General features: G+C 71.3%; 10 protein-coding genes. 4 read left to right on the forward strand and 6 right to left on the reverse strand.

The features are described 5' to 3' along the window. Positions 1-13: 13 nt before the first annotated feature. The 4 genes from nuoL to recQ all read left to right on the forward strand — a co-directional run bounded on the left by nuoL (position 14) and on the right by recQ (position 7,349). Positions 14-1,978 (forward strand): NADH-quinone oxidoreductase subunit L, encoded by a 1,965-nt coding sequence (gene nuoL / locus SSQG_RS23070; protein WP_003992253.1) that lies wholly within the window; start codon positions 14-16, stop codon positions 1,976-1,978. A gap of 5 nt (positions 1,979-1,983) precedes the next feature. Continuing rightward, complete coding sequence (locus SSQG_RS23075; protein WP_003992254.1) at positions 1,984-3,555, forward strand: NADH-quinone oxidoreductase subunit M; 1,572 nt, start codon at positions 1,984-1,986, stop codon at positions 3,553-3,555. Then, a complete protein-coding gene (gene nuoN / locus SSQG_RS23080) occupies positions 3,552-5,201 on the forward strand; it encodes an NADH-quinone oxidoreductase subunit NuoN (RefSeq protein ID WP_003992255.1) in 1,650 nt (549 codons plus the stop codon). Before SSQG_RS23075 ends, nuoN begins: the two co-directional genes overlap by 4 nt. Positions 5,202-5,366: 165 nt before the next feature. Continuing rightward, positions 5,367-7,349, forward strand: a complete 1,983-nt coding sequence (gene recQ, locus SSQG_RS23085; protein ID WP_039933459.1) for a DNA helicase RecQ — start codon at positions 5,367-5,369, stop codon at positions 7,347-7,349. Between the two features lie 60 nt (positions 7,350-7,409). On the opposite strand, the gene SSQG_RS23090 is transcribed toward recQ, so the two are convergent. From SSQG_RS23090 to SSQG_RS38555, 6 genes are all read right to left on the reverse strand, one after another. After that, on the reverse strand, positions 7,410-10,226 hold the full coding sequence (locus SSQG_RS23090; protein ID WP_425315000.1) for a fumarate reductase/succinate dehydrogenase flavoprotein subunit: 2,817 nt from the start codon (positions 10,224-10,226) through the stop codon (positions 7,410-7,412). Positions 10,227-10,237: 11 nt separating this feature from the next. After that, positions 10,238-11,086: an ABC transporter ATP-binding protein gene (locus SSQG_RS23095; protein ID WP_078506902.1), complete on the reverse strand. Its 849-nt coding sequence runs from the start codon at positions 11,084-11,086 to the stop codon at positions 10,238-10,240. Continuing rightward, a complete protein-coding gene (locus tag SSQG_RS23100; RefSeq protein WP_003992259.1) occupies positions 11,070-11,948 on the reverse strand; it encodes an ABC transporter permease in 879 nt (292 codons plus the stop codon). The genes SSQG_RS23095 and SSQG_RS23100 overlap by 17 nt, the downstream gene beginning before the upstream one ends. Further along, positions 11,945-13,291, reverse strand: a complete 1,347-nt coding sequence (locus SSQG_RS39545) for an ABC transporter substrate-binding protein (RefSeq protein WP_003992260.1) — start codon at positions 13,289-13,291, stop codon at positions 11,945-11,947. Before SSQG_RS39545 ends, SSQG_RS23100 begins: the two co-directional genes overlap by 4 nt. Before the next feature lie 45 nt (positions 13,292-13,336). After that, positions 13,337-13,564, reverse strand: coding sequence for a 4Fe-4S dicluster domain-containing protein (locus SSQG_RS23110; protein WP_003992261.1), 228 nt, complete (start codon positions 13,562-13,564; stop codon positions 13,337-13,339). A 33-nt stretch (positions 13,565-13,597) separates the two neighbouring features. Then, the coding region (locus SSQG_RS38555; RefSeq protein ID WP_003992262.1) for a GntR family transcriptional regulator at positions 13,598-14,069 on the reverse strand (472 nt) is incomplete at its 5' end.

Below are 14,069 nucleotides of genomic sequence, written 5' to 3' on the forward strand. Positions count from 1 at the left end.
GGTCGGGAGAATCGTGGAGAACCTGATTGCGCTGCTGGTGGCGGCGCCCCTGCTCGGAGCGGCGGTCCTGCTGTGCGGCGGACGCCGCCTGGACGCCGTGGGCCACTGGATCGGCACGCTGCTCGCGGCCGTCTCCTTCGTCCTCGGCGTCGTGCTCTTCACCGACATGCTGGGCAGGAGCGCCGATCACCGTGAGATGAACCAGCACTTGTGGAGCTGGATCCCGGTGGAGGGCTTCCAGGCGGACGTCGCCTTCCAGCTCGACCAGCTGTCCATGACGTTCGTCCTGCTGATCACGGGCGTCGGATCGCTGATCCACCTCTATTCCATCGGGTACATGGAGCACGACGAGCGGCGCCGCCGCTTCTTCGCCTACCTGAACCTGTTCCTCGCGGCGATGCTGATCCTCGTCCTCGCCGACAACTACCTGCTGCTGTACCTCGGCTGGGAGGGCGTCGGTCTCGCCTCCTACCTGCTGATCGGCTTCTGGCAGCACAAGCCCAGCGCCGCCACGGCCGCGAAGAAGGCCTTCCTGGTCAACCGTGTCGGCGACATGGGCCTGTCCATCGCGATCATGCTGATGTTCCTGTGGTTCGGCACCTTCGCCTTCGGGCCGGTGCTCGGCAGCCACACGGAGGCCGGACTCGCCGGTGCCGCCGGTGAGGACAAGCTGACCGCCATCGCGCTGATGCTGCTGCTCGCCGCCTGCGGCAAGTCCGCCCAGGTGCCGCTGCAGTCCTGGCTCGGGGACGCGATGGAGGGCCCGACCCCGGTCTCGGCCCTGATCCACGCCGCGACCATGGTGACGGCGGGTGTCTACCTGATCGTCCGCTCCGCGGCCGTCTTCAACGGCGCCCCGGACGCGCAGCTGGTCGTCACGATCGTCGGCGCGGTCACGCTCCTGTTCGGTGCGATCGTCGGTTGCGCGAAGGACGACATCAAGAAGGCGCTGGCCGGCTCGACCATGTCGCAGATCGGCTACATGGTGCTGGCCGCGGGCCTCGGCCCCATCGGCTACGTCTTCGCGATCATGCACCTGGTGACGCACGGCTTCTTCAAGGCCGGGCTGTTCCTCGGCGCCGGTTCGGTCATGCACGGCATGAACGACGAGGTGGACATGAGGAGGTACGGCGGCCTGCGGAAGTACATGCCGATCACCTTCGTCACCTTCGGCCTCGGCTACCTGGCCATCATCGGCTTCCCGGGCCTGTCCGGCTTCTTCTCCAAGGACAAGATCATCGAGTCGGCGTTCGCCAAGGGCGGCACCGAGGGCTGGATCCTCGGCGCCTGCGCCCTCCTCGGCGCGGCCATCACGGCGTACTACATGACGCGCGTGATGCTGATGACGTTCTTCGGCGAGGAGCGCTGGCGCAACGCCCCGACGCCGTCCCCGGACCAGCCCGACGTGGAGCCCGCCGCCGAGACCGGTGGCGCGCACACCCCGCCGCACCCGCACGAGTCGCCCAAGATCATGACGATCCCGATGATCGTGCTGGCCATCGGGTCGGTCTTCGGCGGCGCGTTCTTCAGCATCGGCGACCGCTTCGTGCACTGGCTGGAGCCCATCACCGGGCACAGCCACGGCGACTCGCCGATCAGCGCGGGCGTGGTCACCGGCGCGACCGTCGTGTGCATGGTCATCGGCGTCGCCCTCGCCTGGGCCCAGTACGGCCGCCGCCCGGTCCCGGCCGTCGCCCCGCGCGGGTCGCTGCTCACCCGGGCCGCCCGGCGCGACCTGCTCCAGGACGACTTCAACCACGTCGTCCTGGTCCGCGGCGGCGAGCACCTGACGCGGTCCCTGGTCTACGTCGACCACACCCTGGTCGACGGTGTCGTCAACGGCACGGCGGCCTCGGTCGGCGGCCTCTCCGGGCGGATGCGCAGGCTGCAGAACGGCTTCGCCCGCTCCTACGCGGTCTCGATGTTCGGGGGTGCGGCCCTCATCGTCGCCGCGACCCTGCTGATGAGGGCGGTCTGATACCGATGTCCTTTCCTCTGCTGACAGCGACAGCGGCGCTCCCGGCCGTCGGGGCGATCGCCACGGCCGCCGTACCGGCCGCCAAGCGCACCGCCGCCAAGTGGCTGGCGCTGCTCTTCTCGCTCGCCACACTCGTCCTGGCGATCACCGTCCTGGTCCGTTTCGATCCGGACGGCGACCGCTACCAGCTCACCGAGTCCCACGCCTGGATCGCGGACTTCGGCGTCCGCTACGAACTGGGCGTGGACGGCATCGGCGTGGCGCTCATCGCGCTCACGGCGCTGCTCATCCCGTTCATCATCCTCGCCGGCTGGCACGACGCCGACCCGCTGGAGACCGGAAGCAAGCGGTGGCGGCCCACACAGGGCTTCTTCGCCCTGATCCTCGCCGTCGAGGCGATGGTGATCATCTCTTTCGAGGCCACCGACGTCTTCCTCTTCTACATCTTCTTCGAAGCCATGCTGATCCCGATGTACTTCCTCATCGGCGGCTTCGGGGACCACGCCCACGAGCACGGCGAGAAGGCGGCGGCGACGCAACGGTCGTACGCGGCGGTGAAGTTCCTCCTCTACAACCTGGTCGGCGGTCTGATCATGCTGGCCGCGGTGATCGGCCTCTACGTGGTCGCCGGGAGCTTCTCGCTCACGGAGATCGCCGCGGCCCGCGCCAGCGGCTCGCTCGACATGGCGACCAGCACCGAACGATGGCTCTTCCTCGGCTTCTTCTTCGCCTTCGCGGTGAAGGCGCCGCTGTGGCCGCTGCACACCTGGCTGCCCAACGCCATGCAGGAGTCCACCGCCCCGGTCGCCGTGCTCATCACGGCGGTCGTCGACAAGGTCGGCACCTTCGCGATGCTCCGCTTCTGCCTCCAGCTGTTCCCGGAGGCCAGCAAGTGGGCGACGCCCGCGATCCTCGTCCTGGCGCTGATCAGCATCATCTACGGGGCGCTGCTCGCGGTCGGCCAGCGCGACATCAAGCGGCTGGTGGCCTACGCGTCGATCTCCCACTTCGGCTTCATCATCATGGGCATCTTCGCGATGACCAGCCAGGGCCAGTCCGGGGCGACGCTCTACATGGTCAACCACGGCATCTCGACGGCCGCGCTGATGCTGGTCGCGGGCTTCCTGATCTCCCGGCGCGGCTCGCGGCTCATCGCCGACTACGGCGGGGTGCAGAAGGTCGCCCCGGTGCTCGCCGGCACCTTCCTGATCGGCGGCCTGGCGACGCTCTCCCTGCCGGGGCTGGCGCCGTTCGTGAGTGAGTTCCTGGTCCTGGTCGGTACGTTCACGCGCTACCCGGTGATCGGGATCATCGCCACCTTCGGCATCGTCCTCGCCGCGCTCTACACCCTCGTCCTCTACCAGCGGACGATGACGGGCCCGGTGAAACCGGCGGTCGCCAAGATGCCGGACCTCCGGGTGCGGGAGCTCGTGGTGGTCGCCCCGCTGGTCGTCCTGCTGATCTTCCTGGGCGTCTACCCGAAGCCCGTCACGCAGATCATCGACCCGGCGGTCCAGCAGACCATGTCCGACGTACACAAGAAGGACCCCCAGCCCGAGGTGGAGGCGGCCAAGTGAGCGCATCAGCCGTCCACAGCCTGTGGACAACCGCGGCCGACCCGATCACCAAGATCGACGCGCCGAAGTTCGAGTACGGACAGTTGGCGCCCACGCTGATCGTCGTCGGTGCGGCGATCCTCGGCATCCTGGTCGAGGCGTTCGTATCGCGTAAGTCGCGCTACTACGTCCAGATGTTCGTGTCCGTCGTCGCGCTCGCCGCCGCCTTCGCGGCGGTCGTCGCGCTCGCGGCCGACGGGTACGGCACGACCAAGGCGCGCATCGCGGCGATGGGCGCCATCGCCGTCGACGGACCGGCGCTCTTCCTCCAGGGCACCATCCTGCTGGCGGCCCTGGTCGGCCTGTTCACCTTCGCCGAGCGGCGCCTCGACCCGGAGGCGCACGGCAACCGGGTCGACTCCTTCGCCGCGCAGGCCGCGTCCGTGCCGGGCAGCGACAGCGAGAAGGCGGCCGTCAAGGCCGGGTTCACCACCACCGAGGTGTTTCCGCTGCTGCTGTTCGCCGTCGCCGGCATGCTGGTCTTCCCGGCGGCCAACGACCTGCTGACGCTGTTCGTGGCCCTCGAGGTGCTCTCGCTCCCGCTGTACCTGCTGTGCGCGCTGGCCCGCCGCAAGCGGCTGATGTCGCAGGAGGCGGCGGTCAAGTACTTCCTGCTCGGCGCGTTCGCCTCCGCGTTCACCCTGTTCGGCATCGCGCTGCTGTACGGCTACGCGGGCTCGATGTCGTACGCGACGATCGCGCAGGTCGTCGACGGGACCGTGCAGGACGTCAACCCGGCGCTCGCCGGGACGATGGGCAATGACGCGCTGCTGCTGGTCGGTGCCGCGCTGGTGGTGATGGGTCTGCTGTTCAAGGTGGGCGCGGTGCCGTTCCACATGTGGACACCGGACGTGTACCAGGGCGCGCCCACGCCGGTGACCGGATTCATGGCGGCGGCGACGAAGGTGGCGGCGTTCGGCGCCCTGCTGCGCCTGCTCTACGTCGTCCTGCCCGGTCTGCGCTGGGACTGGCGGCCGGTGATGTGGGCCGTGGCGATCGTCACCATGCTGGGCGGTGCGATCGTCGCGATCACGCAGACCGACATCAAGCGGCTGCTGGCCTACTCGTCGATCGCGCACGCCGGGTTCATCCTCGCGGGTGTCATCGCGACCACCCCGGACGGTGTCTCGTCGGTGCTGTTCTACCTCGCGGCCTACTCGTTCGTGACGATCGGCGCCTTCGCGGTGGTCACGCTCGTACGCGACGCGGGCGGGGAGGCGACGCACCTGTCCAAGTGGGCGGGGCTCGGGCGCAGGTCCCCGCTGGTGGCGGCGGTGTTCGCGGTGTTCCTGCTGGCCTTCGCGGGCATTCCGCTGACCTCCGGCTTCGCCGGGAAGTTCGCCGTGTTCAAGGCGGCGGCGCAGGGCGGGGCCGTCCCGCTGGTCGTGATCGGTGTGATCTCGTCGGCGATCGCGGCGTTCTTCTACATCCGCGTCATCGTGCTGATGTTCTTCAGCGAGCCGCGACCTGAGGGCCCGACGGTGGCCGTGCCGTCGCCGCTGACGATGACGGCGATCGGGCTGGGTGTGGTGGTCACGCTGGTGCTCGGTGTGGCGCCGCAGTACTTCCTGGATCTCGCGGGGCAGGCGGGGGTCTTCGTCCGCTGACACCACGCTCGCCGTGAGGCGGTGGCCCGGCTTCCCTTCGGGGGCCGGGCCGCCGGCCTTTTCGAAGGGTGCGACCGCCCAGCCTGTGGATAACTCCGGGGGCTGTCGGCGGGGCCCCCTATCGTGGACACAGTGGTCGAGGGACGACGTACGGGGGGCACGACGATGGGTGGGACAGGCGGTATCGCCGAGATGTCAGTGACGCAGAGCGAGGCGCTGGCCGCGCTGGACCGGGTCTTCGGGTACGAGGCCTTCCGCGGTGAGCAGGAAGCGGTCATCGAGCATGTGGTGGCGGGCGGCGACGCCGTCGTGCTCATGCCGACCGGTGGCGGCAAGTCGCTGTGCTACCAGATCCCGTCCCTGGTCAGACCGGGTACGGGAGTCGTGGTCTCCCCGCTCATCGCCCTCATGCAGGACCAGGTGGACGCGCTGCGGGCGCTGGGCGTGCGGGCCGGGTTCATGAACTCCACGCAGGACTTCGACGAGCGGCGGGTGGTGGAGGCCGAGTTCCTCGCCGGCGAGCTGGACCTGCTGTATCTGGCACCGGAGCGGCTGCGGCTGGAGAACACGCTCGACCTGCTCTCCCGCGGCAAGATCTCCGTCTTCGCGATCGACGAGGCGCACTGCGTCTCCCAGTGGGGCCACGACTTCCGGCCCGACTACCTGTCCCTGTCGCTGCTCGGCGAGCGCTGGCCCGACGTGCCGCGGATCGCTCTCACGGCGACGGCCACGCGCGCCACGCACCAGGAGATCACCGAGCGGCTGAACATGCCGACGGCCCGGCACTTCGTGGCGAGCTTCGACCGGCCCAACATCCAGTACCGGATCGTGCCCAAGGCGGACCCGAAGAAGCAGCTGCTGAGCTTCCTGCGCGAGGAGCACGCGGGCGACGCGGGCATCGTCTACTGCCTGTCGCGCAACTCGGTCGAGAAGACGGCCGAGTTCCTCAACCGCAACGGCGTGGAGGCGGTGCCCTACCACGCCGGTCTGGACGCGGGCACCCGCGCGGCCCACCAGTCCCGCTTCCTGCGCGAGGACGGACTGGTCGTGGTGGCGACCATCGCCTTCGGGATGGGCATCGACAAGCCGGACGTACGCTTCGTCGCCCACCTCGATCTGCCCAAGTCCGTCGAGGGCTACTACCAGGAGACGGGCCGGGCGGGCCGTGACGGGCTGCCGTCGACGGCCTGGATGGCCTACGGGCTGAACGACGTCATCCAGCAGCGCAAACTGATCCAGTCCGGTGAGGGCGACGAGGCCTTCCGGCGCCGGGCCCAGGCCCACCTGGACTCGATGCTGGCGCTGTGCGAGACGGTCCGGTGCCGCCGGGGGCAGCTCCTCGCCTACTTCGGCCAGGACCCCGACCCGGCGGGCTGCGGCAACTGCGACACCTGTCTGAGCCCGCCGGAGACCTGGGACGGCACCATCGCGGCGCAGAAGGTGCTGTCGACGGTGGTGCGGCTCCAGCGGGAGCGCGGGCAGAAGTTCGGCGCCGTGCAGATCGTCGACATCCTGCTGGGCAAGCGGACCGGCAAGGTGATCCAGTTCGACCACGACCAGCTGTCGGTGTTCGGTATCGGTGACGAACTGGCCGAGGCGGAGTGGCGGGGCGTCATCCGGCAGTTGCTGGCCCAGGGGCTGCTCGCGGTGGAGGGCGAGTACGGCACGCTGGTGCTGACCGAGGCCAGCGGGACGGTGCTGCGGCGGGAGCGCGAGGTGCCGCTGCGCAAGGAGCCGAAGAAGCCGGTGACCTCCCGGTCGGGGTCCTCCGGGTCGTCCGGCTCCGGGAGGGGCGAGCGCAAGGGCAAGGCGGCCGCCCCCGAGCTGCCCGAGGAGCTGCTGCCCGCCTTCGAGGCACTGCGCGCCTGGCGGGCCGAGCAGGCACGCGAGCAGGGTGTCCCAGCGTACGTCATCTTCCACGACGCGACCCTGCGGGAGATCGCCACCTTGTGGCCGGCCTCGGTGGCCGAGCTGGGCGGGATCAGCGGGGTCGGCGAGAAGAAGCTCGCGACGTACGGGGAGGGTGTGCTGGAGGTGCTGGCCTCGCTGGGCGACCGGCCCGGAGCGCAGCCGGCCGGCGCACCCGACGCGAGCGGGCCGGACGACTGGCCGGAGATGGACGCGGAGCCGGAGCCCGACTGGATATAGGGCCAGGCCCCGGCGCCGGGCCGGGACGGTGGTCGCCCGCCGGCCCCGCCGGGGCGACCGTCACAGTGCTCGTGCCGCGTACGCCCTGACATCCGCGTCGGAGTCCGTCGTGGCCGTGGCGAGGGCCGCTTGGGCCTCCTCCGTCGTGCTGTGCCGGGTGAGGGCCAGGACGGCGGCCTTGCGCACGTCGGCGTTGGCGTCCGCGAGGACCTTGGCGAGGGCGGGGACGGCCACCTCGGGGTCGGCGACCGACAGGGCCGTGGCGGCACCCGCCCGCACCTGCCAGGCCGCCTCGGACAGGGCGGCCACGGCACGCGCGGTGAGGGGCGGCGGACAGCCGGTCGTGCCCAGCGCCCCGTAGGCCGCCGCCCGGACCAGGGCGTCGGGGTCGTCGAGGAGACCCGTGAGGGCCGCTTCGACCGGGTCGGGGGCGGAGCCGGCCGGGGCCTCACCCGTCAGCCGATCGGCACCCACCGTCGCCAGGCCCTTGGCGATCGCCACCCGGACCTCGCGGGACGGGTCGCCCGGCGCCGCACCGGCCAGTTCGCCGACGGCGTCGACCGACACCAGCGCCCGCACGGCCTCGATACGGACGGCGATCTCGGAGTCGGCCAGGGCGTCCGCGAACAGCCCGGCGTCTCCGAGGCGAAGGGCACGCAGCACGTCCAGTGCGGCGGCACGGACCACCGGGTCGGGTTCGGCCAGGGCGGCGGCGAGACCGTCGCGCAGTTCGGGCTCGGGCGGGAGCGTCTCGACCAGTTCGCGCAGTGACGCGGCCGCGGCGGCACGCACCTCGGTGGCGGCGTCGCGCAGGGCCGCGGCGAGGGCGGGGCCCGTGCCCGGCGGCAGTGTCTCGGTGAGCACGGCGACCGCCTCGCGGCGGACAGCGGGCTCGGCGTCGGTCAAGTAGGGGTGAAGGGCCTGGAGTTCGGGCTCTTCGTCGGCGAGGGCGACGAGTTCGAGGAGGCGGGCGGCAGACCGCTCACCCGCGGGAGCGGAGGGCTGCGACCCCTCCTTCGCTCCGGCCGGGATGGCCGGCTCCGCCGCCCCCGCCTGGGCCGCCAGCGGCGCCAGGTCCCGCGAGCCCGCCGTCGCCACGTCCTCGGCGTGGACCTCGCCGAGGTGCCGGGACGTGCCCCCGACGGGGGTGAAGCCGTCGACCGGAACGAGATAGGGGGCCACGGGACGGGCCGTGAACTCCATCGCACCAGAGGGGGACTTGTGCAGATCGAGATGGTGGAACCAGGACGCGTCGTCGCGAGCGGGATGGTCGAGACGGTCGTGGTAGAGGCCCCAGCGGGACTCCGTGCGGGCCAGGGAGGACCGCGCGGCCATCTCCGCGCAGTCGCGGATGAAGGTGACCTCCGCGCAGCGCATCAGCTCGTGCGCGGTGCGGGCGCCCATGGCCGCGATGTCCGCGTGCATCCGCTCGAACGCCTCCAGCGCCAGCGACAGACGGGCGCCGGACTTCGGCGGGGCCACGTAGTCGTTCACGAAACGGCGCAGCTTGTACTCGACCTGGGGCTGCGGCGGTCCCTCGGGGTTGCGCAGCGGGCGGTAGACCAGCTCGTGCGCCTCCCGCAGCTGGTCCGTCGGCAACTCGCCCGCGTAGGGCTCGTACTGGGACGCGTCGGCGCCCGCCAGGTCGCCGAAGACGAACGCGCCGATCATGTAGTTGTGCGGGACGCAGGCCAGGTCTCCGGCCGCGTACAGCCGGGGCACGGTCGTGCGGGCGTGGTCGTCCACGCGGACGCCGGAGGCGGAGTGGCCGCCGCACAGGCCGATCTCGGAGATGTGCATCTCCACGTCGTGGGTGCGGTAGTCGTGGCCGCGGCCGGAGTGGAAGGTGCCGCGGGTCGGGCGTTCGGTGGAGTGGAGGATCGTCTCCAGGGCCGAGACCGACTCCTCGGGGAGGTGGCTCAGTTTCAGGTAGACCGGGCCCCGGTCGGAGGCCACCTCGGCCGCGAACTCGGCCATCATCTGGCCCGACCAGTAGTCGGAGTCGACGAAGCGCTCGCCGTGCCGGTTGACCTGGTAGCCGCCGAAGGGGTTGGCGACGTAGGCGCAGGCCGGGCCGTTGTAGTCCTTGATCAGCGGGTTGATCTGGAAGCACTCGATGCCGGTGAGCTCGGCGCCCGCGTGGTAGGCCATGGCGTAGCCGTCGCCCGCGTTGGTGGGGTTCTCGTAGGTGCCGTAGAGGTAGCCGGAGGCGGGCAGGCCCAGGCGGCCGCAGGCGCCGGTCGCGAGGATCACCGCGCCCGCGCGGACCTGGACGAACTGTCCCGTGCGGGTGTTGAAGCCCGCCGCTCCGACGGCTCGTCCTTCGGCGGTGAGCACGCGCACCGGCATCACCCGGTTCTCGATGCGGATCCTCTCCCGCATCTCGCGCCGCCGCAGCTGCCGGTACAGGACCTTCTTGACGTCCTTGCCCTCCGGCATCGGAAGGACGTAGGAGCCGGAGCGGTGGACCTGACGGACCGCGTAGTCGCCGTGCTCGTCCTTCTCGAACTTCACGCCGTACGACTCCAGTCGCTGCACCATGCCGAAGCCGCGGGTGGCGGTCTGGCGGACGGTGGACTGGTCGACGATGCCGTCGTTGGCGCGGGTGATCTCGGCGACGTAGTCGTCGGGTTCGGCGCGGCCCGGGATGACCGCGTTGTTGACGCCGTCCATGCCCATGGCGAGCGCGCCGGAGTGACGCACGTGGGCCTTCTCCAGCAGCAGCACGTCCGCGCCGTGCTCGGCGGCGGTCAGGGCCGCCATGGTGCCGGCGGTGCCGCCGCCGATGACGAGCACGTCGCAGGTCAGTTCCTCGGCGTCGGCGAGGGACGGGACGGCCAGGGGGGTGTCCGCAGGGGAGTTCACGGAGGTGGTCACCGGGGTGCCTTTCACGTACCGAGCGAGGTGAGGACGTCGCGCCGCAGGGCCACGCGCGCCTGGTCGTCGCGCGCGCCGCGGTCGCGCGGGCGGGGGATGTCCCGTACGGCGACGAGTCCGCCCGCGCCGAGCAGGGCCACGCGGTCGCCGAGGAACAGCGCCTCGTCCACGTCGTGGGTGACGAAGACGACGGTGGCGCCGGTGCCCTGGAGCACCTCCACGAGCAGGTCCTGCATGCCCGCACGGGTCTGCGCGTCGAGGGCGCCGAACGGCTCGTCCATCAGGACGGCGCGCGGGCGTCCGGCGAGGGCGCGGGCCAGCTGGACGCGCTGGCGCTGCCCGCCGGAGACCCGGTGCGGCAACTGCCGCGCCTGGGTGCCGAGCCCGACCCGCTCCAGCCAGGCCTGGGCCTGTTCCCGGCGCTCGGCGCGGGGCACACCCCTGATGGCGAGGGGAAGTTCGACGTTGCCGCGCAGGCTCCGCCACGGGAGCAGGGCGTCCTCCTGGAAGACCAGGGCGCGGTCGGCCGAGGGGCCGGTCAGCGGCTGTCCGTCCTGGGTGATCTCGCCGGCGAGCGGCGACAGCAGGCCGGCCAGGGTGCGCAGCAGGGTCGACTTGCCGCAGCCGGAGGGGCCCACCACGGTGAGGATCTCGCCGGGGGCGATGTCCAGGTCGACCTCGTCCAGGGCGGGGGCGCCCGGGCGGCCGAGGAAAGCGCCCGACAGGGTGAGCCGGGTGCCGCGCACCGGTGTCGCGGTGACATCGGACTCGGAGGTGGTGTCCCGGACGGTCTCGGCGGTGGTGTTCTTCCGGACGGCCTCGGACGAGGAGTTCGGGACGGTGTCAGACGAGGTGCTCATCGCGTGCCTCCTCGGGTCGGGACCCACCGGGCGTCGTGGCGGGGGCGGCCGGCGCCGGCTTCACGGACCGGGCGGGCCGGGGCGGCCGGGCGCCGGGGACGTACGCGGTGCGGGGCAGCCAGCGGGTGAGGCGGCGGCCCAGCAGCTCCACGGCCGTGGAGGTGAGCCAGCCGAGGACGCCGATGGTGACCATGCCGACGAACACGCCGGGGTAGTCGACGACGGTGTAGTCCTGCCAGGTGCGGTAGCCGACCCCGTACTGGCCGGAGATCATCTCGGCGGAGATCACACAGATCCAGGACACGCCGATGCCGACGGACAGGCCGCCGAACACCCCGGGCAGCGCGCCCGGCAGGACGACCGAGCCGAGGATCCGCCACCGGCCGCCGCCCATGGTGCGCACCGCCTCCTCCCACACGGGCGTCAGGGCGCGCACCGCGTGCCGGGTGGAGACCAGGACCGGGAAGAAGGCGGCGGTGCAGGTGATGAAGACGATGCCCTGTTCGTTGGAGGGGAACAGCAGGATCGCGACGGGGACCAGGGCGATGGCCGGGATGGGGCGGATCACTTCCAGGACCGGCCCGAGCAGGTCCTCGGCGAGGCGCGAGCGTGCCACGAGCACGCCCGTGGCCACGCCCAGGACGGCGGCCAGCAGGAAGCCGCTGAGGATCCGGGTGAGGCTGTCGGTGAGGTCCGTCCAGTAGTCCGGCCCGGACAGCCGGGCGGCGAAGGCCCGGGCCACGTCGGTGACCGTCGGGAACTGCGAGAAGCGCAGCCACAGGTCGACGTGCAGGCTCGTCAGCGTCTGCCACAGACCGAGGGCGGCGGCCAGCGAGAGGACCCGTAGCGCATACCGGCTCACGACGCCTGCTCCAGGGCGTCGGCGTAGGAGACGACATGTGCCCCGCCGTGCCCGGCGACGTACGCCTGCGCGGTGTCGGGCGCGACGAAGGGCAGCAGCTTGGAGCCGTCGGCCACCCACACGGCCTTGTCGGCGAACCAGAGGGTGCCGGTGGTGGTGTCGGGGACGTAGGCGGCGCGGAGGGTGTCCCGGTGCCCGGCGACGTAACGCAGGAGTTCGGAGGGGGATGGGAAGGTGACGGTCTTCGAGGCGCCCTTGGGCCAGGCCTCGCTCGCGGCCGGCGCGGGCTTCGTGGCGAGATGCTTGGCGTACGCGGTCGCTCCCAGGGCCTTCTTCACATACTGGTCGTCGACGAAGGAGTCGACGTCCACGTCGCCGGTGAGCTTCGCCGCCTTGAGGATCGACACGTCCTTCTTCAGGGCGGAGACGAGCTGGGGCTTGATCGCCGGGTCGAAGGTGGCGATGCCGTGCGCGCCGTTGTAGAGGTAGACGACCTCGGCGGGCAGGCCGGTCGCCTTCGCGACCTTCTCGGCGGCGTCCACCGGGTGGTCGTCGAGGTACTCGGTCGCCTCCGCCTGGGCCTTCAGGAAGGCGTCCAGCACGGCCGGGCGCTCCTTCGCGAAGTCCTCGCGGGCGGTGACGCCGTGGAAGGTCGGCAGGTCCAGCCGGGCTCCGTCGTAGATCGCCTTCGCTTTGTCCTGGTAGGCGAGCAGGCCGGGCCAGGCGACGAACTGGGACAGGGCGTCCGCGCTGCCCGCCGCGAGGGCGGAGGCGCCGACGGAGGGCTGCTGGTTGAGCTTCTGGATGCCGGTGTTCGGGTCGATGCCGGCGCGCTGCAGGGCCCGGACGAGGGTGCCGTCGGCGGCCGAGCCGACGCTCGTGGAGACCTTCTTGCCCTTCAGGTCCTTCAGGGAGGCGAGCTGGGAACCGGGCGCGGTGACGACGGTGTTGAGGCCGCCGCGCAGGTTGTAGCCGGTGACCGAGACCAGGCGGGTGGGGCTGTTCAGCTGCTTGCCGCGGGCCGCGTTGATGAGCAGCGGGAAGTCGCCCATCGAGCCGATGTCGATCTTCCCGGCGGTCATCTGGGCGGTGATGGGCGCGCCGGTGGCGTAGTCCTGCCAGTCGACCTTGTAGTGGACGCCGTCGTGGAGGGAGTTCAGCTGCTTCTCGAAGGAGCCGAGGGAGCGGAGCAGGGTGCCCGCCGTGACGGTGTTGATGGTCCGGGACTGGTAGCCGACCGTGACGGTGACCGTGGAGCCGCTGCCGGCCTCGGCGTCACCGCCGCAGGCGCTGAGCGGGAGCAGGAGGACGACGGCGGACATCGCGACTGCGGTGCGTTTCATGGTGGTTCGGGACATGACGGTTCGGGACATGACGGTTCGGGCCTCTCACCGGAGCAGATAGGGCATGTTGACCGTGACGGCTCCGGTGGGGCATCGGGCCGCGCACGGACCGCAGTACCAGCACTCGTCGACATGCATGTAGGCCTTGCCGTTGCGCTCGTCGATGGCGAGGGAGTCCAGCGGGCACATGTCCACGCAGAGCGTGCAGCCGTCGATGCACTTCGACTCGTCGATGGTCACGGGCACGTCGGCCCGCTGGGGCGCCAAGGGCATGGATGTCTCCGGGAGAGTGCGCGAGCGGGGTGGTTACCGGTTCCGGTGCAGCAGGCCGCTCATGGTGATGCGGTCGCCGCGGAAGCGGATGAACTCCAGGTCGACCGGGCGGCCGTCCGCGAGGTGGGTGAGGCGTTCCAGCATGAGGACTGCGGCGCCGCGCGGGGCCTCGAGCACGGCGGCCGAGTGGGTGTCCGCGCTGACCGCTTCCAGGGTGATCTCGGCGTGGCCGAGACGCTGGCCGGTGACGGCTTCCAGGAGGCGGAAGACGTCGGTGTTCTCGAGGTCGGCGCCGAGCAGTTCGGTGCCGATGTCGAGGGGGACGTAGGTGAGGTCGAGGGACAGGGGCAGGCCGTTCAGGCGGCGCAGCCGTTCGATGTAGAGGACGTCGGTGCCGGGCGGGAGGTGGAGCCGCTCGGCGACGGGCGCGGGTGCCGGGGCGGGGCCCATGGTGCGGACCTCGTTGGTGACCCGGCCGTGCTCGCGGAGGGTTTCCGCGAGGCCC

It is taken from the genome of Streptomyces viridochromogenes DSM 40736 (genome assembly GCF_000158955.1).
Classification (GTDB): Bacteria; Actinomycetota; Actinomycetes; order Streptomycetales; family Streptomycetaceae; genus Streptomyces; species Streptomyces venetus.

Coding starts and splice junctions, on each gene's coding strand:
- SSQG_RS23110 (WP_003992261.1), bottom strand. CDS start 13,564: ATGCCCTTGGCGCCCCAGCGGGCCGACGTGCCCGTGACCATCGACGAG.
- SSQG_RS39545 (WP_003992260.1), bottom strand. CDS start 13,291: ATGAAACGCACCGCAGTCGCGATGTCCGCCGTCGTCCTCCTGCTCCCG.
- recQ (WP_039933459.1), top strand. CDS start 5,367: ATGGGTGGGACAGGCGGTATCGCCGAGATGTCAGTGACGCAGAGCGAG.
- SSQG_RS23095 (WP_078506902.1), bottom strand. CDS start 11,086: ATGAGCACCTCGTCTGACACCGTCCCGAACTCCTCGTCCGAGGCCGTC.
- SSQG_RS23075 (WP_003992254.1), top strand. CDS start 1,984: ATGTCCTTTCCTCTGCTGACAGCGACAGCGGCGCTCCCGGCCGTCGGG.